The sequence below is a fragment of the Streptomyces sp. CMB-StM0423 genome (genome assembly GCF_002847285.1).
GTDB lineage: Bacteria > Actinomycetota > Actinomycetes > Streptomycetales > Streptomycetaceae > Streptomyces.
Window position 1 is genome coordinate 787,996 of record NZ_CP025407.1, and the last position, 21,696, is coordinate 809,691.

The window sequence follows — 21,696 nt, forward strand, 5'->3', positions numbered from 1 at the left end:
GCGTGAGAGAGCGCTCTCTCCCGCTCGACCGTTCATTCCTTGAAGCCTGATCGAAGAGCCGACGACTCAGGAGACGTGACCCATGCGCGTACCCCCCACCGGTGACTCGCCCGCTCCGCCCGCGAGATCCGGCCCGTCCCGCCGCACCCTGCTCGCGGCCGCCGCGGCGGCGGCCGCGGTGCCGGCCACGGGCCTGGCGGTCTCCCAGGCGACCGCCGCGCCGCAGCGGTCCGCGGCCCGGCCGCTCGCCGACCCGGACCTCGGGCCCAACGTGATCTTCTTCGACCCGTCCTCGCCCGGCATCCAGGGCCGGCTGGACCAGATCTTCCGGCAGCAGGAGTCGGCGCAGTTCGGCACCGGCCGCTACGCGCTGCTCTTCAAGCCCGGCACGTACAACGGCCTCAACGCCCAGCTCGGCTTCTACACCTCGATCATCGGCCTGGGCCTCTCCCCCGACGACACGCACATCAACGGGGACGTGACCGTGGACGCCGGCTGGTTCCAGGGCAACGCCACCCAGAACTTCTGGCGCTCCGCGGAGAACCTGTCGCTCAGCCCCGTCAACGGCACCAACCGCTTCGCCGTCTCCCAGGCCGCGCCGTTCCGCCGCATGCACGTGCGCGGCAACCTCAACCTCGCGCCCGACGGCTACGGCTGGGCCAGCGGCGGCTACATCGCCGACAGCCGCATCGACGGCACCGTGCAGCCGTACTCGCAGCAGCAGTGGTACACCCGCGACAGCAGCATCGGCGGCTGGCTCAACGCCGTGTGGAACATGGTCTTCTCCGGCGTCGAGGGCGCCCCGGCGCAGTCCTTCCCCGACCCGCCGTACACCACCCTGGACACCACGCCGATCTCCCGCGAGAAGCCGTTCCTCTACCTCGACGGCGCCGAGTACCGCGTCTTCCTCCCCGCGCTGCGCCGCAACGCCCGCGGCACCACCTGGGGCGGCGGCAGCCCGCAGGGCCAGTCACTGCCGCTGTCCGACTTCCACATCGTCAAGCAGGGCGCCACCGCCGCGAGCATCAACGCCGCCCTGCGGGAGGGCAAGCACCTGCTGCTCACCCCGGGCATCTACCACGTCGACGCGCCCCTCGCGATCGAGCGGGCGAACACCGTCGTGCTCGGCATCGGCTACCCCACGATCATCCCGGACGGCGGCGTGCGCGCCATGACCGTCGCCGACGTCGACGGGGTACGCCTCGCCGGCTTCCTGCTGGACGCCGGCCCGCAGAACTCCGACGTGCTGCTCCAGGTCGGCCCGGACGGCTCGGCCGCGGACCACGCGAACAACCCGACCACGCTGCAGGACGTGTTCATCCGCATCGGCGGCGCGGGCCCCGGCAAGGCGACCACCAGCATGGTGATCAACAGCCGGCACGTGGTCGTCGACCACACCTGGGTGTGGCGCGCCGACCACGGCGACGGTGTCGGCTGGGAGACCAACCGGTGCGACTACGGCGTCGTCGTCAACGGCGACGACGTGCTGGCGACCGGGCTCTTCGTCGAGCACTTCAACAAGTACGACGTGCAGTGGAACGGCGAGCGCGGCCGGACGATCTTCTTCCAGAACGAGAAGGCGTACGACGCGCCCAACCAGGCCGCCATCCAGAACGGCAGCCTGCGCGGCTACGCCGCGTACAAGGTCGCCGACGACGTCGGCCAGCACGAGGGCTGGGGCATGGGCAGTTACTGCTACTACAACGTCGCCCCGAGCATCGTCCAGGAGCACGGCTTCGCCACCCCGACGGGCTCCGGGATCAAGTTCCACAACATCATGGTCGTCTCGCTCGGCGGGCAGGGGCAGTACGCCCACGTGATCAACGATCACGGCGCGCCGACCTCGGGTACGTCGACGATCCCGTCCAAGGTCGTCTCCTACCCCTGAGCCGCACCGGCGGGTGCGCAGGCCCCGCCCCCGGTCATGCGGACGCCGGGGGCGGGGCCGCAGGGCTCGCGGGTCCGGGGGCTCGCGGGTCCCGGGCTCAGGACGACTCGCGTACGACCAGCGTGGGGCGGAAGACCACGGAGGGCGGCGCGGCCGCGGGCTCCCTGATCTGCCGCAGCAGCAGCCGGGCCATCTCGCAGGCCATGTCCTCCACCGGCTGCCGCACGGTCGTCAGCGCCGGCTCCGACGCCTCCGCGGCCTCGCTGTCGTCGAACCCGACCACGCCCACGTCCTCGGGCACCCGGCGCCCGGCCCGCAGCAGCACCGGCACCACGCCCAGCGCCATCAGGTCGGAGGCGACGAACACCCCGTCCACGCCGGGGTGTTCCGCGAGCAGCCGGCGCATCGCCGCGGCGCCGCCCGCCCGGGTGAAGTCGCCCTCCGCCCACGGCAGTCCGGCCACGCCCAGCGCGGCGAGCGCGGCGCGGAACCCCCCAAGGCGCTCCTGCGCGGCCGGCATGTCCTGGGGTCCGGCCACCGTGCAGATCAGCCTGCGCCCCTGGGCGACCAGGCGCTCGGCGGCCAGCCTGGCGCCCGCTCGCTGGTCCACCTCCACGTACGGCAGCGGCGCCGCGCGGTTCGGCCGGCCGGCCAGCACGGTGGGCAGCGCCGTCTCGGAGAGCATCCGGGGCAGCGGGTCGTCGGGGTGCGAGGAGATGAGGACGACGCCGTCGACGTGTCCCTGGCGCAGGTACGCGAGCACCTGCCGGCGCGACGCGTCGTCGTCGGCGACCATCAGCACGGTCTGCATCCCGGCCGGGCGCAGCACCTGGAGCAGCCCGCTGAGGACGCGGCCGAAGTGCGGGTCGGTGAACATGCGGCCGATGAACGGCGTGGCGACGTGGCGCTGTTCGCGCTCGGAGACCACCAGCGCCACGGAGTCGGTGCGGCGGGTGACCAGGGAGCGGGCGGCCCGGTTCGGCGCGTAGCTGGTGGCGGTGATCGCCTCCTCCACCCTGCGGCGCAGCGCGGCGTCGACCGTGGGCGAGCCGTTGATGACCCGCGAGGCCGTCGCCCGGGACACCCCCGCCACCCGGGCCACGTCCTCCAGGGTGGCGGGACGGCCGGGCGGCCGGGCTTCTGTTGCCATGCAGCCTTTATACCGTCCGGCGGACGGCGGTGAGAGAGCGCTCTCTCCTACGCCCGGGACCGTACGCCTCCGAAATGTGACGCGTCCGACACCGCGGGCGGCGCCGCCCGTCCGGCGCCGCGGCGCTCCCGGGGGGGGTGCCACCACGCGGCCCTGCCACGGGACTTGCGCGAGCGCGCCGACGACGCCACGCTACCCGCCTGCGACCCGGGCCCGGGCGCCGGTTCCGGGTTGCGGATGCAGCATCATGGGGTGAAGTGCGTAGCCGAGACGACAGGGCACGATGGGCGAGATGATGCAACCCGGCGATTTCATGATGGCCACCAGAAGCCGCGGCTACTCGCCGCAGCAGGTCGACCGCGTCGTCGGCGACCTGCTCGCCGAGCGGGAGGCCGCCGTACGCCATGCCAGAGACCTGGAAGCGCAGGTGGAGGCGAGCGGGCGGCATCTGGCACAGCTCCTCGAACAGGCCGCCGCGCTGGGCCCGCAGAATTACGAGTCGCTGGGTGAGACCGCCCGCAAGCTCTTCCTCGACGCCAAGGCCGAGGCGGACCGGGTGCTCGCCCGGGCCGCGGAGGAGTGCCGGGAGCTGAAGGAGGCCGCCCGCGCCGCCGCGACCGAGCGCGGCAAGGAGTCGGAGGGGCACGCCGAGCGCATACGGGCCGACGCGGAGCAGCGGGCGCGGCAGCGGATCAAGCAGGCGCACGAGACCGCGGGGCAGATCGTCGCCGACGCGCAGCGGCAGGCGGACGGCGCCCGCGAGGACGCCCGCCAGCGCGCGCAGCAGGTGACGCTGGAGGCCGCCGCGCACATCGGCGCGCAGCAGGCGGCGCAAGCCGAGCGCGAGGGCAAGCTGTCCGGCGAGACGGGTTCGCGGCTGCAGGATCTGGAGGATGCGCTGGGGGCGGCGGAGCGGCAGGCCGAGGCGGTGCGGTCGGAGTATCTGCGGCGGCGCGACGGCAACGCGAAGTACGCGACCGGGCTGCTGCGCGAGGCGGAGCTGGAAGCGGCGGACCTGCGGGACCGGGCCTGGCAGGCCGCGGAGCGGATCGAGATCCGGGCGGCGGTGGAGCAGGAACGCTACGCCAAGCGCATCGAGGAGGCGCGGACGCGGCTGGCGGAGGCGCAGCAGTCGGTGGTCGCCATCGCGGACCCGGCCGGGCGGCGCCTGGGCCGGCCGCAGGACCGGCAGCCCCAGGACCGGCAGCCGCAACAGGCCCCGCAGCCACAGCAGTCCGCGCAGGCGCAGGAGGCCCCGCAGGCGCCCGCGCAGGCCGTGCCGCAGCAGCCGCAGCACCGCCCGCCGCCCGCGCCGCCGCAGCCGGCGCAGCAGCCCGTGACGGGGCAGCCGGGGCAGTAGCCCTCCCGCCGCGTGTCCCGGCCGCGGGCCCCGCGGCGGAGCCGCGCGGTGTCAGCGCTCGGGGACGAGCACCCCGGGGTTGAGGATGCCGGCCGGGTCGAGCGCAGACTTCGCGGCGGCGAGCGCCGCGGCGAAGGGGCCGGGGCGCTGCCGGTCGTACCACGGGCGGTGGTCGCGGCCGACGGCGTGGTGGTGCGTGATCGTGCCGCCGTGCGTCGCGATCGCCTCCGAGACCGCGGCCTTGATGTCGTCCCACTGCGCCACGGTGCTGCCCCAGCGGCCGGGCGCGATGACGCCGAAGTAGGGTGCCGGGCCGTCCGGGTAGACGTGCGTGAAGCGGCAGGTGACCACTCCCGTGCCGCCGGTGACCGCGCGGACGGCGCGGTGCGCGGCGTCGGTGACGGCGTGCTGGAGCGCGCCGAAGGCGTCCCAGGTGCAGGCGGTTTCGAAGGTCTCGGCGATCATGCCGTGCCGGGCGAGGGCGTCGCGCTGGTACGGCATCCGCAGGAACGCCGACCGCCAGGCCGCGCCCGCGCCGCCGCCGGTGCCGCCGTCGGGACCCGGCGCGCCCGGCTCGCCGGCGCCGGGCCGCTCGCCCGGTTCCGTAGCACCGCCGGATTCGTCCCGTACGCCCGGCTCCCCCGGTGCGTCCGGTGCGCCGCCGTGGTCGCGGCACAACTCCAGCGCCCGCGCGAGCCGGTCGGCCACCGGGTGGTCCGCGGACTCGAAGCCCAGCACGAGCACGCCGCCGCCGGTGCCGACCCCCGCGTTGACCAGTGCCTCGGCCGGGTCGAGCAGCCGGCAGTTCGCCGGGTGCAGGCCGCTCTGCGCCACCGCCCGGGTCGCCGCCACCGCCGCGGTGAAGTCCGCGAAGCGCACCGACGCCCGCGCCCGCCACCGCGGCCGCGCCTGGAGCCGCAGCCACGCCTCGGTGATCACCCCGAGCGCGCCCTCGCTGCCGAGGAACAGCCGGTCGGGCGACGGGCCCGCGCCAGAGCCCGGCAGCCGGCGGGACTCGCCGGTGCCGGCCGGCGCGACCACCCGCAGGGACTCCACGAGATCGTCGATGTGGGTGTGGAGGGTGGCGTAGTGGCCGCCGGCGCGGGTGGCCAGCCAGCCGCCGAGGGTGGAGAACTCGAAGGACTGCGGGAAGTGCCGCAGCGCCAGCCCGTGCGGGCGCAGTTGCGCCGCCAGATGCGGCCCGTACACGCCCGCCTGGATGCGGGCGGCGCGGCTCGTCGCGTCGACCTCCAGCACGGCGTCCAGCCGCCCCAGGTCGAGGGTGACGGCCGGGCGTCCGTCCGTGAGGCGCGGCTCGATGCCGCCGACCACGGAACTGCCGCCGCCGTAGGGGATGGCGGCGACGCCCGCGCGGGTGCACCAGTCGAGCAGGTCGGCGACATCGCGCTCGTGGCGCGGGCGGGCGACGAGGTCGGGCGGGTGGCGCAGGTCGCCGTGGAGGTTGCGTACGACGTCGCGGAACGCCTTGCCGTGCGTGTGCGCGGCGCGGTCCGCGGGGTCCGCGGAGCAGAGGCCGGCCAGCGCCGCGGGCGGCTCGACCCGCGGCGGGGGCAGGCCGAGGGAGGCGACGGGCGGGGGCGGGTGGTCGACGGGCCCGGCGGCCGACAGCAGCCGCACCCGGTCGAGCAGCGCGGCGAGTTCGGCGCCCCGCACGGCGTCCTCGACCGTGCCCCAGCCCCACCAGGATCGCGTCATACGCCCCTCCTTCCCCCGGTCCCGGGGCCGAATCCGGCCCCATCATGGCTGAAATTCCCCCCACGTGATCACCCCTTCAGGCGTCTCGGCGGTCTTGACAGCCGCCGCCCCGCGCCGGCGCGGCATAGCCTCAAACGACGATCGACTGCCGGGGGCCAGGGTGTTAACAACAAGGGGCACGGCACGGTGACAGCACCGTGCCATCTGAAGGGGATGACGTGACGCACTTCCGACACGACGGCGGTTCCGCATTCCCGGATCCGCGGCCGTACGGCATGATTGCCGTCGAACACGTGGTCCGGTCCCCCCAGGTCGTCGCGCTCGAAACGGGGCCGGCGGCCTCTGATCCGGAGGCCACGATGCCGCAATCGGACGCTCTTTCCCAGGCGCGTGCGCTCTTCACCGGACCGGACGGAACGGTGCGTTCGCTGTCGGCCGCGGACGGCGGACCCTGGCGCGGGCCCACCGTCGTCGCGCCCGCGGGGAGTTGCCGGCCCGGCGCCCCGGTCGGTCTTGCCCACCGCGCGTCCACCGGCCGGCTGGACGCAGGGTACGCGGGCGCGGACGGGTCGATTCAAGTCATGTCGTCCGTACGGGGCCGGGGCTGGCACGCTCCGGCTGCGGTCGCCCCGACGGGGACCTGTGCGCCCGGCGCCGCCGTCACGCTCGCGCACCAGCGGACGAGGGACCAGTTGGACGCCCTGTGCACGGGGACCGACGGCGCGGTGCTGACGCTGTGGGCCGCGGGCGGCGAACCGTGGCGCGGACCCGCGCCCCTCACCCCGGCCGGCACCTGCGCGCCCGGCACCCCGGTCGGGCTGGGCCGGAGCGGTCCCGCCGAGCGGCTGGAGGCGGTGTTCGCGGGCGCGGACGGGTCCGTACAGGCGCTGTGGGCGGACGTCGACCACCCGTGGCACGGGCCCGCCGTGCTGGCCCCGCCCGGCACCTGCGCGCCGGGGACGGGGGTGACGCTCGCGTCCCAGGTCGACGCCGGCCGGCTGACCGCGCTGTTCACCGGCGCGGACGGCTCGGTGCAGGTCATGTGGGCCGACAGCGGCGGCCCGTGGACCGGTCCCGAGGTCGTCGCGCCCGCGGGCAACTGCGCGCCGGGCTCGCCGGTGTCGCTCGCGCACGGGAAGTCCGCGGAGCGGCTGGCCGCGGTGGTCGCCGGCGTCGACGGCTCGGTGCTGGCGCTGTCGGCGGCCGGCGAGGCGGGCTGGCGCGGGCCGGTGACCGCCGCCCCGCCGGGCACGTGCGCGCCGGCGACCGCGATCGGCCTCGGGCACCGGGCGGCGGCGCAGCGGCTCGACGCGGTGTTCGCGGGCGCGGACGGCGCCGTGCACGCCATGTGGACGCTGCGGGACGGGAGTTGGCGCGAGCCGGAGGAGATCGCGCCGCCGGGGGCCGCGGCGCGCGGGGCGGCCGTCGCGCTGACCCACCGGGGGCCCGTGCCCGGCACGTGAGGGACGCGGCCGGCGCCGGTGCCGCTCGCGGCCGGGCATGGCCGCTGCCGCGGCGACCTGTGGCCGCCGTACCCCGGTCCGGGCCCCGGCGGGCCGCGTCGAGACTGAAGACAGGCCGGTCCGCGTCCGGTTGGCCGCCGCCAGGCGGCGCGGTGCGTATTCCGCCGCATACGCCCCGAACTTGGTGCAATCGGGGCGTCAGCTCTTCTCGGTAATCTGCTAATTCGCATTACCGCTGCTGCAACACCCCTTGACGGCCTTCCGCGGGCAGTTCTAGGTTCCTCGCACAGCAGTCAGGCAATACGCATTAGCTACCCACTGTGAAGGCCACCGACTCCCATGCCAGAAGCCCCCGGCAGGCTCACCCAGCGCGACATCGCCCGGCTCGCCGGCGTCAGCCAGACCACGGTCTCGCTCGTGCTCAACGACCGTCCCGACGCCGCCAGGATCGCCCCCGAGACCCGCGAGCGGGTGCTGCGCGTGATCCGCGAGACCGGCTACGCCGCCGACCCCATGGCCCGCCGGCTGACCAAGCAGCTCAACCAGATCCTCGGCGTCTTCACCTACGAACCCGTCTTCCCCAGCACCAGCGCCGACTTCTACCACCCCTTCCTGCGCGGCATCGAGGAGAGCGCCGAGCGCAGCGGCTGCGACCTGCTGCTCTTCACCTCCGCCCCGGTGACCGCCGGACGGCGCCGCATCTTCCACCAGAACAACCGGCTGCGGGTCGCCGACGGCTGCGTGCTCCTCGGCCGCGAGATCCCGCACGAGGAGCTGAGCCGGCTGGTCGCCGAGCGCTACCCCTTCGTCTGCGTGGGCCGCCGCGACGACGCGGACGGCGGGCCCGTGCCGTACATCGGCGCCGACTACGTCTCCGCCACCGCCCGGCTCGTGGAGCGGGTGCGGGCGCTGGGGCACCGGCGGCTGGCGTTCGCCGGGCCGGGCGCGGGCGCGGAGTCGTCCGACGACCGGCTCACCGGGTTCCGGCAGGTGGCAGGACCCGGCGCGCCGCATCTGGGGGCGCGCGGGGAGCCGGCCGCGGAGCAGTTGGAGCAGTTGCTCGACGCGGGGGTGAGCGCGGTGTTCGTGGAGTTCCTGCACGACGCGGTCAAGCTGTACGAGGCGGCGGCGGCCCGTGGCCTGGACGTACCGCGGGACCTGTCGATGCTGGCGCTCGGCGACCCCACCGCGCCGGTGGACCCGCCGGTGGACTTTACCGGCTTCCGGCTGCGCCGCACCGAGATGGGCCGGCAGGCCGTCGACCTGCTCACCGGCATGCTGCACGGCCGGGCCGAGCACACCCGCCGGCTGCTGGACTGCCGCCTCGTCGAGGGCGTCACGCTCGCCGCCCCCGCCCGCTGACCGGGCCCCTGGCGCACCCCACCCCTGCCCCACCTCCGACTCAGCACCCCAAGGAGTCTCATGCACGCGGACGTCCTCGTCGTCGGCGGCGGCACCGGAGGCGTCGCCGCCGCGCTCGGCGCGCTGCGCGCCGGCCGCTCGGTGATCCTCACCGAGGAGTACGAGTGGCTGGGCGGCCAGCTCACCAGCCAGGCCGTGCCCCCCGACGAGCACACCTGGATCGAGCAGTTCGGCGCCACCGCCTCGTACCGGGCGCTGCGCGACGGCATCCGCGACTACTACCGCCGCCACTACCCGCTCACGGCCGCCGCCCGCGCCAAGCCGGACCTCAACCCGGGCGCCGGGCACGTCAGCCGGCTCTGCCACGAGCCGCGGGTGGCCGTCGCGGTGATCGACGAGCTGCTGGCCCCGTACCGCGGCGCGGGCCGGCTGACCGTGCTGCAGCCCTACCGCCCGGTGGCCGCGGAGACGGACGGCGACCGGGTCACCTCGGTGACGGTGGAGCGCCCCGGCGGCGGCGAGCCGCTGGTGCTCACCGCGCCGTACGTGCTGGACGCCACCGAGACCGGCGAACTGCTGCCGCTGACCGGCACCGAGTACGTCACCGGCTTCGAGTCCGGCGCCGAGACCGGCGAGCCCAGCGGTCCCGACGAGGCGCAGCCGCTCAACATGCAGGCGGTGTCGTACTGCTTCGCGGTCGACCACGTCGACGGCGACCACACCATCGACCGGCCCGCCTCGTACGGCTTCTGGCGCGACTACGAGCCGGAGTTCTGGGGTGCTCCGCTGCTGTCCTGGCGGGCCCCGCACCCGCGGACGCTGGAGCTGGTCGAGCGCGAGTTCACCCCGAACCCGGGCGACGACCCGCTCGCCGTCGTCGCCGACCAGCGGCGCAGCGGCGGGGACACGAACCTGTGGACGTTCCGCCGGATTGCCGCCCGCGACCAGTTCGCGCCCGGGGCGTACGCCAGCGACGTCACACTCGTCAACTGGCCGATGATCGACTACTTCGAGGCCCCGGTCGTCGACGTGCCGGACGCCGCGGCCCGGCTGGCGGAGGCCCGCGGGCTGTCGCTGTCGCTGCTGTACTGGATGCAGACCGAGGCCCCGCGCCCCGACGGCGGCACCGGCTTCCCCGGGCTGCGGCTGCGCGGCGACGTCACCGGCGGCGGCGCGGACGGGCTGGCGATGGCCCCGTACATCCGCGAGTCGCGGCGGATCCGGGCCGAGTACACCGTCGTGGAGCAGGACCTGTCGCTCGACGTGCGCGGCGGCAAGGGCGCGGTGAGCTACCCGGACTCGGCCGGCATCGGCATGTACCGCATCGACCTGCACCCCTCCACCGGCCGCGACACCTACATCGACGTCCCGTCCAGCCCGTTCGAGATCCCGCTCGGCGCACTGCTCCCGCGGCGTACGGAGAACCTGCTGCCCGCCGGCAAGAACATCGGCACCACCCACATCACCAACGGCTGCTACCGCCTGCACCCCGTCGAGTGGAACATCGGCGAGGCCGCGGGACTGCTCGCGGCCCACTGCGTCGCGCACGGCCTCACGCCCCGCGCCGTACGCAACACCCCCCGCCTGCTCCAGGACTTCCAGCGCAGCCTGACCGCCCACGGCGTCGAGCTGCGCTGGCCCGACATCAGCGGTTACTGACCGACGGTCACCGACAGAACCGACATCCGAGGAGGCACCCGCATGTCTTCGCCATCACGGCTTCGCACCCGGCCCCGCCGGGGAACCCTCGTCCGCGGCAAGCCCGTCGCCCTCGCCGCCGCCGGCCTGCTCGCGCTCAGCGCGTGCGGCGGCTCCGACGGCGGCTCCGGCTCCGACGGCGGCCCGGTCACGCTGCGCATGACCATCTGGACCGGCAACGAGGAGCATCTGAAGCTCCTGAACGGGATCGCGGCGGACTACCGCAAGCAGCACCCGGAGGTGAAGGAGATCAAGTTCGACACCCTGCCGGTCGAGAGCTACACCACCGCGCTGACCACCCAGATAGCCGGCGGCAAGGCCCCGGACCTGGCCTGGATCTTCGAGAACTCGGCGCCCGACTTCGTCGCCTCCGGCGCGCTCGCCGAGATCGAGGACGACAAGGACGTGCTGCCGGCGGCGAAGAAGCTGTGGGAGCACGAGGGCAAGCTCTACGCCTACCCCTTCTCCACCTCCCCGTTCGGCGTCTTCGTCAACACGGACATGCTGAAGGACGCCGGCCGGCCCGCCCCGGCCGAGCTGATCGAGCAGGGCAGGTGGACCTGGGAGGAGGTCGCGAAGGTCGGCGGCGCGGTGCGGAAGGAGACCGGCGAGGCCGGCATGGTCATCCGCGACTTCGACTACAAGCTGTGGGACAACCTGGCCACCGTCTGGGACGGCTGGGGTGCCGAGCCCTGGAGCGAGGACGGCACGACCTGCGCGTTCGACGAGCCGGAGATGACCGGTGCGATGACCTTCCTGCACGACGCGATCTTCGCCGACGAGGCGATGCCCGCACCGGGCACCACGGCCGACTTCTTCGCCGGCGAGGCGGCGATGACCGTCACCCAGATCAGCCGCGCCTCGCTGCTGGACGACAGCTTCGGCTGGGACTTCGTGCCGCTGCCGGAGGGTCCCGCGGGCTCGTACGACGTGATCGGGCAGGCCGGCCTCGGGGTGCTCGGCAACGGCGCCAACGTCGAGGAGGCCGTCGACTTCCTCGCGTTCATGACGAACGAGAAGAACTCCGCCGCCCTCGGCCGCTACTTCCCGCAGGCCCGCAGCTCCCAACTGGACGCGGACACCCTCGCCAAGAGCAACCCGCAGCTCAAGCCCGCGCAGCTCGAAGAGGTCGTCATCGGCGGCATCGAGAACGGGAAGGTCAAGCCCACCCACACCAACCAGGCCGAGCTCTTCGACGCCGTACGCGCCGCGCTCGACCCGCTGTGGAAGCCGGACGCCGACGTGGCGAAGACGCTCCAGGACGTCTGCTCGGCGATCCAGCCGCAACTGGAGAAGTGACGGCGCCGCCATGGCGACCCTGGAACGCGCCCGGGCCGAGGCGGCGGACCCCCGCCCGCGCGGGGACGGCCCCCGGCGGCCCTTCTGGACCGCCCGCCGCCGGGACCAGTTGGCCGGCTACCTGTTCATCGCCCCGCAGTTGCTGGGCAGCGTCCTGTTCGTCCTGATCCCGCTGGTCCTGGTCTTCTGGTACAGCTTCCACGAGTGGAACGTGCTGGCCGGCAGCTTCCACGGGGTCGGCGCGGACAACTACCGGGCGCTGGCCGACGATCCCAAGCTGCCGGGCGTGCTGCGCGCCACCGCGTTCTTCTCCGTCGGCCTGGTGGTGCTGAACCTGAGCCTCGCGCTGGCGCTCGCGGTGCTGCTCAACCAGAAACTGCGCGGCAGCATCGTCTTCCGCACGCTGTTCTTCTCGCCCGTGGTGGTCTCGCTGGTCGCCTGGACGATCGTGTGGGGCTTCCTGCTGCAGAAGAACGGCGGCATCAACGCCGGGCTCGACCTGATCGGCGTCGAGGGGCCCAACTGGCTGCGCGGCGAGACCTCGTCGGTGATCTCGGTGGTCGTCGTGCAGGTCTTCAAGAACGTGGGCCTGAACATGGTCCTGTTCCTGGCCGCGCTGCAGGGCGTGCCGCGGGAGCTGTACGAGGCCGCCACGGTGGACGGCGCCGGGCGCTGGCGGCAGTTCCTGCGCATCACGGTGCCGCTGATCAGCCCGACGATCCTGCTGACCTCGATCATCACGGTGGTCGGCTCGCTCCAGGTGTTCGCCCAGATCGCCGTGCTCACCCAGGGCGGCCCCGGCAACTCCACCACGGTCCTCGTCTACTACCTCTACCAGCAGGCGTTCGAGTTCCACCACTTCGGCTACGGCGCGACGCTCTCCGTGCTGCTCTTCCTCATCGTGCTCGTGCTGACCGTCGTGCAGTGGCAGATGCGCAAGAAGTGGGTCTTCCATGAGTCATAAGCTGCCCCGGCGCGCCAGGCTCGTGCTCTACGGGGTGCTGCTGGTGCTCCTCGTCCCCTTCGTCTTCCCGACGTGGTGGATGGTGACGTCGTCGCTGAAGCCGGCGAGCGAGATCTTCGCGTTCCCGCCGTCGCTCCTGCCCGGCGACCCCGGGTTCGGCGCGTACGAGCGGGTCTTCGACCTCCAGCCGTTCGCGCAGCAGTACTGGAACAGCATGTACATCGCGGTGGTGGTGACCGCAGGCACCCTCGCGGTGTCGTCGATGGCCGGCTACGCCTTCGCGCGCATCCGCTTCCGCGGCCAGAACGCGCTGTTCCTGGTGGTGCTCACCGGCCTGCTGATCCCCAGCGAGGTCACCATCGTGCCGCTGTTCCAGATGTTCAACGACTGGGGGCTGACGGACACCCACTGGCCGCTGGTTCTGGTGCCGGTCCTCGGCGCGCCGAGCGTGCTGGCGACGTTCATCATGCGGCAGTTCTTCATCACGCTGCCGGCCGAGCTGGAGGAGGCGGCGCGGATGGACGGCCTGGGCCGCTTCGCCATCTACTGGCGCATCGCGCTGCCGCTGGCGCGGCCGGCGCTGGCGGCGGTCGGGATCTTCACGTTCCTGCACAGTTGGAACCTGTATCTGGAGCCGATCGTGTACCTCTCCACGCCGGAGAAGTTCACGCTGCCGCAGGCGCTGACGCAGTTCACCGACGCCTACGGCGGCCCGATGTGGGACGTGCAGCTCGCCGCCGCGTCGCTGACCGCGCTGCCGGTGCTGGCCGTGTTCGTCTTCGCGCAGCGCCAGTTCGTGGAGGGCCTCGCGCACACCGGTCTGAAGTGACCGCCTTCCGTTCCCGTACGTTCCCTCCTGCCGCAGGAGCCGCAATGTCCTCGTCCTCATCCGCCATGAGCCGCCGCAGCGTGCTGCGCGGCGCCACCGCCGGCGGCACGGCGCTCGCCCTCGGCGGTGCCGCCACCGGAGCCGCCACCGCCGCGTCCGCCACCGCCGCCACCGCTCCGTCCGCCACCGCGGCGGCCGGCGGGCCGTCGTGGGACCCCGTCCGCTTCGGCTCGTCGTACACCGCCCGCCCGCCGGACCCGGGCGCCGTCCTCCTCGGCGGGCCCGGCTTCGCCGTGCACGGCGACGGCGAGGGCGACGACACCGCGGCGCTCCAGGCCGCCGTCGACGAGGCGTCCCGCCGGGCATCGCCGACAAGCTCGGCGACATCCTCGGCGGCGCCCGCGACTTCCCGCACGGCGACGGCGGCGGCGTCGTCCTCGTCCCCGCGGGCACGTACCGGCTGACCTGGCCCGTCGACGTGCACGACTCGGTGCGCGTCGTCGGGTTCGGCGCCCGCCGGCCGGTGTTCGTGCTCGGCGAGGCAACCCCCGACCTGACCGTACGCCGGCTCCACGACAGCGGCCCCACCGCGCTGACCTGGTCGGAAGGCCACCACGCGGGCCAGCCCGCGCACGCCGGCCTGCGGTTCGGCGGCGGCAAGCGCCCGGACCGCGGCGCGATCCTGACCACGGCCGCGGGTGCGCCGCTCAACAGCGAGAAGTTCACCTCGGGCTACACGATCGAGACCTTCGTGAAGCTGCCGGAGCCCTTCGAGGGCGACCACGCCTGGATGGGCATCCTGAGCTGGGAGGGCCGCAACGGCGAGGCGGGCAAGACCACCGGCTGGTCGCCGGACGAGCCGACGTGCCAGCCTGAACCTCTCCCCCGAGCGGTTCCTCCGGTTCGTCGTCTACCCGCACCGCCAGGACGCCGACCCCACCTCGTGGAGCCACACGCTGCCGGTGGGCCGCTGGATGCACCTGGCCGTCGTCAACGACGGCCGCCGCACGATCGTGTACGTGGACGGCTCGAAGATCCCCCGCAACCCCACCCGGCGCTCCACCGGCATCGCCACCCTCGGCAAGCCCTTCGTCATCGGCGACCACGCAGTTCGACGAGAGGTTCGGGCAGGGCTTCAACGGCTGGATCGGCGACACCCGCATCGTGGCCGGGGCGCTGTCCCCGCGGGACTTCCTCACCCCCGCCGCCCCCTGACGGGGCGGGGCCCGGCGGCGCCCGGCGGCGGGCGCGGATCACGGTCCGGGGCGTTTCCTGCGCGCAGCCCGTAGGCTCGGGGGGCAACAGCAGGCAGGAACCGCGTATGACCCTGTTCGACAAGCTCAGAGCCCGGCTCGCCCGCATCGTGCGGCGGGTCGGGGAGGCCGCGCCGCCGCGGGACGCCGTCGTCCTGCGGTGGCTCGCCTTCGTGGTCGCGGCGCTCGCCACGTCGGTCCTGGTCATCGCGGGTACGGCCCGCTCCACCGTCGCCGACGCGGGCTTCTACCGGGCCGCGCTCGACCGGGAGCACGCCTACGACCGGCTCTACGACCAGGTGCTGGTCGACCCTGAGGCGTCGGGCGTCACCCGCGACCTGCTCGCCCGGCTGCCCGTGCCCGAGTCCGTCGTCACCTCGAACCTCAAGACGGTCCTGCCGCCGACCACCGCGCGCGCCCTGGCCGAGGACGTCATCGGGGACGCGGTGGCGTACCTGCGCGGCGAGAAGGACGACCTGACCCTGGAGGTCGACCTGCGGCCGGTGCTCGACAACCTCGGCGCCGTGGGCAACGTCCACTTCGCCGACGTCGTCGCGAACCTCCAGGACAAGCCCGCCCCCGACTACGCCGCCTTCCAGTCCGACCTGGGCGAGGCCGTGAACCGGATCGCCGACGGCGAGCGCCCCGAGGGCCTGCCGACCCTCGACCTCACCGAGGCGCAGGCGAGGACCGCCACCGACACGGTGCTGCGGGCCGTGCCCGCGGACGAGCGGGCGGAGCTGCGCCCGCGGCTGCTCGCCGCACTCGGCGTCGGCGACCTGGCCACGGCGCTCGCGGAGGTCGGGCCCGCGCTCTTCTCCGGGCGGGAGGAGAGCGCGGCGTCCGCGCTGCGGAACACGGCGGACGGGGTGTCGTGGGACCTGGCCTCCGAGTTCGGCTCCGGCGGCGACGAGCTGGGCCCGGCGCGCGAGGCCCGTTCTTTCACCAAGCTGGGCCTGGGCTGGGTGCAGACCGGTGCGGTCCTGCTGGGGCTGGCCTCGCTGGGCGTGCTGTGGCGGTACGGGCCGCGCGCCCCGGGCCGCCGGCTGATGCGCATCGGCGGGGCGCTGGCGTGCGGCGGCGCGCTGACGTTCGTGCTGGCGCTGGTGGTGCGCGGGATGGTCGGCGGCAGCATCGCCGCCGCGCCGGGGAACTGGCCGGACTCCGCCGCCCGGCTGCTGGCCGACGTCCAGCGCACGGCGCTGGACCGGCTCTACACGGTCGCGCTGACGACGGCGGCGGTGCCGCTGACGGCGGGGGTGCTGCTGGCCGCCGGCGGCTGGCTGTGGCACCGCAGGGCGACGGCGATCGCCGCGGCGCGGGCGGCGGTGGCCGAGGCGGGGACGACCGCAGAGCCGGCGGCCGCAGAATCCGGGGCCGGCGGGCCGGAGAGCGCCGAGGCGCCGGAGACCGGCGAGCCGGGTGCCGGAGAGCCGGGAACGGGCGGCCCCGGCGCCGCGGAACCCGGCGCCGCCGAACCGCCCGCTCCCGCCACAGCCGGACACGCCCCGCCCATGCCGCCGCGCTACCGCTGGGGTGCGGTCGGCGTGGTCGTCGCGGCGCTGGCCGGCGCCGTCTTCGTCCCCAACGCCTTCGGCGGCGAGTCCGACCGCCGCTGCAACGGGCGCGAGGAACTGTGCGAGCTGCGCTACGACGAGGTGGCCCAGCTCGCCTCGCACAACGCGATGGCCACCTCACAGGACCGCTTCATCGCCCCCTTGCAGGACCCGTCGATCACCGGCCAGCTCAATGGGGGCGTACGCGCCCTGCTGGTCGACACCCACCGCTGGGAGACCCCGCCGGAGATCACCGAACGGCTGGCGGAGTCGGACTTCACCCCGACCATGCAGCGGCAGATCCGCTCCGTACTCAACACCGTCGACCCGCCCCGCAAGGGCACCTGGCTCTGCCACGCCGTCTGCCGCGGCGGCGCCCTGCCGCTCGTGCCCGAGCTGGAGAAGATCGGCGACTGGCTGGAGCAGAACCCGTCGGACGTGGTCACGCTGGTGGTCCAGGACGGCATCAGCGGCGCCGACACCGCCGCCGCGATGCGCAGGGCCGGGCTGGAGGACCTGCTCTTCACCCCGGACGACGACCCGGACAAGCCGTGGCCGACGCTCGGCGAGATGATCGACGAGGACCGGCGCCTGGTGGTGTTCGCGGAGAAGGCGGACGGCCCGGCGCCCTGGTACCGCAACTTCTACCGATACGGCATGGAGACCCCGTTCGCGTTCCGTACGCCGGAGGACATGACGTGCGCGCCGAACCGCGGCGGCGAGGACAAGCAGCTCTTCCTCATGAACCACTTCATCACCAACAGCGGCGGCAGCCGGCTGGACGCGGGCCGCATCAACGCCCGCGACTTCGTGCTCGACCGGGCCCGCGAGTGCGAACGGGCCCGCGGCCGCCCGGTGAACCTGGTGGCCGTCGACTACGCCACGATCGGCGACGCCCGCGGCGCCGTGAACGCACTCAACGACGAACGCATCGCCCGCCACGAGGACTGACCGGCAGCGCGGACCGGGCGGCAGCAGGGGACTGACGGCGTACGGTGGCGTGCCGGCGCCTGGTGTACGCCGTCAGCCCCGGTCCGGCTCCTCTCCCCCGGCCGTGGCCATGGCGTGGTGGGCCAGGGCCGTCGCAGTCGCGGCGGCCGCGACCAGGGCCACCAGCGGCGGGACGAGGAGCAGCAGCGAGGCCGTCCAGCGCAGCGAGGCCCACAGCCCCAGCAGCGCCAGCGACGGGGCGGCGAGGAACCGCGTCGGGCGGCGGGCGACCAGGTGCGCCGCGCAGATCCACAGCAGCCGGCCCCGCAGCCCCGGCCGGGCGGCACCGAGGGACAGCGCGGCCGGCAGGGCCAGCAGCCCGGCCACGGCACACGCGCCCCCGGCGGCCAGCGACGGAAGCAGCCACACGCTCTGCGACTGCTGCCACAGCGCCAGCGCCGCCAGGAACGCCGCCGCCGGCACCGCGGGCACCAGTGTCTGTGCCGCACCGAACCGCCACAGCGCGCGCAGCCCGCGCCCCCAGTCGCAGAGCCCGGCCTCGCCGTCCGCGGCGATCCGGTCGGCCGCGGCGGTGAGCGCGGCCAGCCAGGGGCCGGTGAGCACGGCGGCGACGAGTACGGAGACGGGGGTGACGCCCGGCGCGAGGAGGACGGCGACGGTGCCCGCGGCGCAGACCGCCGCACCCGCGACGGCCAGCGCCGGCAGGCTCGGCCAGGCCCCGCGCAGCACCCGCCGCAGCACGTCGTCCTCGGCGACCGGTGACGGAACCGGAGGCGGGGCAGACGGGCCCGCCGCGGCTCGGGCCCGTACGGCGGCGGCGGGTGCCGTGGCCCCGTACCCGATCCGGCCGGTCCCCGGGACCGTCGTCGCGGGCCGCCTCATCCGCGCAGTCCCGCCTGCGCGATGCTCGCCACGAACGAGCGCTGGAAGACCAGGAACAGCGCCAGCACCGGCACCACCACCGCCGTGATCGCCGCGAACACCACCACCGGCGAACCGCCGTGGCTGGCCTGGAGGGTGACCAGGCCCACCGGCAGCGTCATGTTCTCCGGGGTGCTGAGGAAGATCAGCGGGCCGAGGTAGTTGTTCCAGACGGCCTGGAACGTCAGGATCGCCATCGCCGCGAGCGCGGGTCCCGACAGTGGCACGATGATCCGGAAGAGGATCCACAGGTGCCCGGCGCCGTCGATGCGCGCGGCCTCGTCCAGTTCGCGCGGGATGGTGTTGAAGTACTGCCGGAAGAAGAAGATCGAGAAGACGTTGATCAGCGCGGGCAGCCAGAGCGCGGGCAGCGAGTCGATGAGGCCGAGGTTGCGCATCAGCACGAAGACGGGGATGACCGTCATCTGCGCCGGGATCATCAGCGCGCTGAGCAGCACGAGGAAGATCCCGTCCCGGCCGCGGAAGGTGAGCCGGGAGAAGGCGTACGCGGCGAGCACGCTGACCAGCAGCGAGCCGACGGTGGCGATCACCGCGACCTGGAGGCTGTTGAGCGCCATCCGGCCGAACGGGATGGCGTCCGGCACGGCGGCGAAGTTGTCGGTGGTGAAGGGCTTGGGGATCCAGTTGGGCGGCAGTTCGAAGGCCGCCTCCTCCGCCGTGAGGCTCTGCACGACGAGCCAGACCAGCGGGGCGATCATGACGAGCCCGACGGCGACCAGGAGGAGTTCGAGGAGCAGGTGGGCCGGGCGTCCGCGCCGGCGGCTGCGGGTCCGTACGGTCACTGCTGGTGCACCCACTTCCGCGAGCCCCAGAACTGCAGCAGCGTGACGGCCATCATGATCACGAAGACCAGGATGGACACGGCCGCGGCGTAGCCGATCTGGAAGGACTGGAAGCCCTTCTGGTAGAGGTACATGACGATGGTGATGGTCGAGTTCTCCGGCCCGCCGTCGGGCGTGATGATCTGCACGGGGTCGAAGATCTGGAACGCCCCGATGAAGGTGACGACGGCGGCGAAGAAGATCGTCGGGGACATCATCGGCAGGGTCACCCGCCAGAAGACCTGGTGCGGCCGGGCGCCGTCCACGCGCGCCGCCTCGTGGAGTTCGCGCGGCACGGTCTGCAGCCCGGCGAGCATGATGACGAAGGTGAAGCCGATGGTGTGCCAGAAGTCGATGGCGATGATGGCGGGCAGCGCCCACGCCGGGTCGGTGAACCACTCGGGCGGCTGGACGCCGATCTCGCCGGCGTAGTGCGTGACGAGCCCGAACGTCGGGTCGAGCACGTACTTCCAGAGCAGCGCGACCGCGGCCCAGGAGATGACGAACGGGAAGAACAGCGTGGTGCGGACGAAGTACGAAAGCGCCCTGTTCATCATCCGGTTGACGCCCATGGCGAGCAGCAGCCCGCCGCCGAGGTGGGTGATGACGGAGGCGAAGGCGAAGACGAAGGTGTTGGCCAGTGCCTCGTAGAGCAGCGGGTCGGAGAACATCTCGGTGAAGTTGCCGACGCCGTTGAACTCGGCGGGGGTGAGCATGTCCCAACTGAAGAAGGCCAGCACGATGGCGACGACGAACGGCCCGGCCACGAAGGCGAGGAAGAGCAGCAGCGCCGGGCTGAGGAACGCGTACCCGACCCACTCGCCGCGCCGGAACCGGCCGCCGCCGCGCGCCGCCTGGCGCGGGGCGGCGGCCCGCTTGGGCCGTGCCTGGGTCAGGGTCACAGCAGCCCGCTGAGCTTGTCGTTCGCGCTGCCCAGGGCCTCGGCGGCGGGCTGGTTGCCGAGGATGGCCGCCTGCCAGCCCTGGGTGATGGCGGCCTGGGCCTCGGCGCCGCGCTCGGGCGACGGGATGGGGGTGCCGTAGCCGAGGGCGGCGGGCAGGTTCTCGGTGCCGGCCGGGGCGTCGTCGGTGAACGCGGGGCCGGCGGCGACGGAGTTGCGGGCGGGGATGTTGGTGCCGCCGGAGGCGGCGTAGAAGGTGGACGCCTCCTTCGACATCATCCACTTGAGGAACTCCCAGGCGGCGTCCTTGTTCTTGGAGGCGCGCAGGATCGGCCAGCCGTCCCAGCCGACGGTGGCGCCGGCCTTGGTGTTGCTCGGCCAGGGCACAATGCGTACGGAGTCGGTGAGCTTGAGCCGGCGCATGTCGAGGGTGGCCCACCGGCCGGCGCCGAAGGTGGCGAGCTTGCCCTTCTGGAGCTGGCCCGCGGCGTTGAAGTTGCCGCCCGGCTTGGGCGAGAGTCCTTCGTCGATGAGGCTCTTGACGTACTCGGCGGCCTCGACGGCCGCGGGGCTGTCGAACGTCGCCTCGTCCCAGGCGGCGTTGTGGGTGCTGGCGCCGTTGGTGAGCAGCCAGGGCATGATGTCGAGGAACGGGAACGCGAATCCTGCGGGCAGTAGGAACGCGCCGGTCTTCGCCTTGATGCGCTCGCCGGCGGCGCGGAAGTCGTCCCAGGTCCACTCCGCTTCCGGCAGGTCGACGCCGGCGTCGGCGAAGACCTTGGTGTTGCAGTACAGGACCGAGGTGTTGTAGCCGCCGGGTATGTAGTACGTCCTGCCGTCGGTGGAGCCGTAGGTCTCGGTCCACTCCCGCAGCTTGGGGTCGGTGTCGGAGAAGTAGTCCTCGACGATCCTTTTGTCCTTGTCCATGTACGCGTCGAGGGGCTCCAGGAGGCTCTTGGAGGCGAACAGCCGCTGGCCCTCGGTGGCGACCTGGACGATGTCGGGGACCTTGCCGCCGGCGATCTGGGTGGAGACCGTGTTGGCGAAGTTGCCCCAGGTCTCGGCGGCGATGCCGCGGGCCTTGATCTTCACCTTCGGCTTGGACTTGTTGAACTCGGCGAAGAGCGCGTTGAACGCCTCCTGCTGGGTGGCGTCGCCCAGATACACGAGGTCGAGCGAGGACGAGTCCCCCGACGCGGATCCCCCGCACGCCGCCAGGCTCCCCGCGGCGGGCGCGGCGAGCGCCGCCGCGCCCAGCGACCGCAGCACCTGACGGCGCGACATTCCTCCCGGTCCGACCCAACCCATTGCGGCTCCTCTCGCTGGTCCGGCACCGGTTTTCGGCAGCACGGACTTTTCGGTACGTACGGGCGGAACAGGGCGTGAAATCGATTTCTTGCCTGATGGCCAGCCATGGAAGCAGCGCGTCACCGCGGGGGTCAAGAGGCGTGCACGCGCAATCGCCGTACGGCCGCCGCGGGGGCGGCCGTAAGCGCCGGTACGGGGCGGGCGTTCCCCGCCGGTACGGGGGCGGTGCCCGGCC

General features: G+C 73.7%; 16 protein-coding genes and 1 pseudogene. 11 read left to right on the forward strand and 6 right to left on the reverse strand.

From position 1 onward, the window contains the following. The first annotated feature begins 82 nt into the window (after positions 1-82). Positions 83-1,888 (forward strand): coagulation factor 5/8 type domain-containing protein, encoded by a 1,806-nt coding sequence (locus tag CXR04_RS03270; protein ID WP_101420396.1) that lies wholly within the window; start codon positions 83-85, stop codon positions 1,886-1,888. A gap of 97 nt (positions 1,889-1,985) precedes the next feature. On the opposite strand, the gene CXR04_RS03275 is transcribed toward CXR04_RS03270, so the two are convergent. Continuing rightward, positions 1,986-3,038 (reverse strand): LacI family DNA-binding transcriptional regulator, encoded by a 1,053-nt coding sequence (locus tag CXR04_RS03275; RefSeq protein ID WP_101420397.1) that lies wholly within the window; start codon positions 3,036-3,038, stop codon positions 1,986-1,988. Between the two features lie 292 nt (positions 3,039-3,330). On the opposite strand from CXR04_RS03275, the gene CXR04_RS03280 reads away from it, so the two are divergent. Further along, entirely contained in the window at positions 3,331-4,398 is a 1,068-nt protein-coding gene (locus tag CXR04_RS03280) for a hypothetical protein (protein ID WP_234380026.1), read from the forward strand. Positions 4,399-4,449: 51 nt separating this feature from the next. Here the strand turns inward: CXR04_RS03280 and CXR04_RS03285 are convergent, their stop codons facing one another. Next, positions 4,450-6,114 (reverse strand): FAD-binding oxidoreductase, encoded by a 1,665-nt coding sequence (locus tag CXR04_RS03285; protein WP_101420399.1) that lies wholly within the window; start codon positions 6,112-6,114, stop codon positions 4,450-4,452. Between the two features lie 359 nt (positions 6,115-6,473). On the opposite strand from CXR04_RS03285, the gene CXR04_RS03290 reads away from it, so the two are divergent. The 9 genes and pseudogenes from CXR04_RS03290 (at position 6,474) to CXR04_RS03330 (ending at position 17,489) form a co-directional block, all read left to right on the forward strand. Then, positions 6,474-7,577: a hypothetical protein gene (locus CXR04_RS03290; RefSeq protein ID WP_101426165.1), complete on the forward strand. Its 1,104-nt coding sequence runs from the start codon at positions 6,474-6,476 to the stop codon at positions 7,575-7,577. A gap of 339 nt (positions 7,578-7,916) precedes the next feature. Beyond that, on the forward strand, positions 7,917-8,939 hold the full coding sequence (locus tag CXR04_RS03295) for a LacI family DNA-binding transcriptional regulator (RefSeq protein ID WP_101420400.1): 1,023 nt from the start codon (positions 7,917-7,919) through the stop codon (positions 8,937-8,939). Positions 8,940-8,999: 60 nt separating this feature from the next. Further along, positions 9,000-10,598 (forward strand): FAD-dependent oxidoreductase, encoded by a 1,599-nt coding sequence (locus CXR04_RS03300; protein ID WP_101420401.1) that lies wholly within the window; start codon positions 9,000-9,002, stop codon positions 10,596-10,598. Positions 10,599-10,640: 42 nt separating this feature from the next. Beyond that, on the forward strand, positions 10,641-11,936 hold the full coding sequence (locus tag CXR04_RS03305; protein ID WP_101420402.1) for an ABC transporter substrate-binding protein: 1,296 nt from the start codon (positions 10,641-10,643) through the stop codon (positions 11,934-11,936). Between the two features lie 10 nt (positions 11,937-11,946). Next, positions 11,947-12,900, forward strand: coding sequence for a carbohydrate ABC transporter permease (locus CXR04_RS03310; protein ID WP_101420403.1), 954 nt, complete (start codon positions 11,947-11,949; stop codon positions 12,898-12,900). Beyond that, positions 12,890-13,729 carry a carbohydrate ABC transporter permease gene (locus CXR04_RS03315; protein WP_101420404.1) on the forward strand — a complete coding sequence of 280 codons (840 nt, stop codon included), beginning with the start codon at positions 12,890-12,892 and terminating at the stop codon, positions 13,727-13,729. Before CXR04_RS03310 ends, CXR04_RS03315 begins: the two co-directional genes overlap by 11 nt. 44 nt (positions 13,730-13,773) lie before the next feature. Continuing rightward, on the forward strand, positions 13,774-14,193 hold the full coding sequence (locus tag CXR04_RS03320) for a hypothetical protein (RefSeq protein ID WP_234380027.1): 420 nt from the start codon (positions 13,774-13,776) through the stop codon (positions 14,191-14,193). An 86-nt stretch (positions 14,194-14,279) separates the two neighbouring features. Beyond that, positions 14,280-14,944: pseudogene (locus CXR04_RS36825) on the forward strand (LamG-like jellyroll fold domain-containing protein); the annotation flags it as partial. Positions 14,945-15,050: 106 nt separating this feature from the next. Then, positions 15,051-17,489, forward strand: a complete 2,439-nt coding sequence (locus CXR04_RS03330) for a hypothetical protein (RefSeq protein WP_101420405.1) — start codon at positions 15,051-15,053, stop codon at positions 17,487-17,489. A gap of 72 nt (positions 17,490-17,561) precedes the next feature. Here the strand turns inward: CXR04_RS03330 and CXR04_RS03335 are convergent, their stop codons facing one another. Genes CXR04_RS03335 through CXR04_RS03350 form a run of 4 tightly spaced genes read right to left on the reverse strand, consistent with a single transcriptional unit; the run spans position 17,562 to position 21,437 of the window. After that, on the reverse strand, positions 17,562-18,371 hold the full coding sequence (locus CXR04_RS03335) for a hypothetical protein (protein WP_234380028.1): 810 nt from the start codon (positions 18,369-18,371) through the stop codon (positions 17,562-17,564). Next, positions 18,368-19,213, reverse strand: a complete 846-nt coding sequence (locus CXR04_RS03340) for a carbohydrate ABC transporter permease (RefSeq protein ID WP_101420407.1) — start codon at positions 19,211-19,213, stop codon at positions 18,368-18,370. The genes CXR04_RS03335 and CXR04_RS03340 overlap by 4 nt, the downstream gene beginning before the upstream one ends. Beyond that, entirely contained in the window at positions 19,210-20,154 is a 945-nt protein-coding gene (locus tag CXR04_RS03345; protein WP_101420408.1) for a carbohydrate ABC transporter permease, read from the reverse strand. Before CXR04_RS03345 ends, CXR04_RS03340 begins: the two co-directional genes overlap by 4 nt. Further along, complete coding sequence (locus tag CXR04_RS03350; RefSeq protein ID WP_234380029.1) at positions 20,151-21,437, reverse strand: ABC transporter substrate-binding protein; 1,287 nt, start codon at positions 21,435-21,437, stop codon at positions 20,151-20,153. Before CXR04_RS03350 ends, CXR04_RS03345 begins: the two co-directional genes overlap by 4 nt. Between the last annotated feature and the right edge of the window lie 259 nt (positions 21,438-21,696).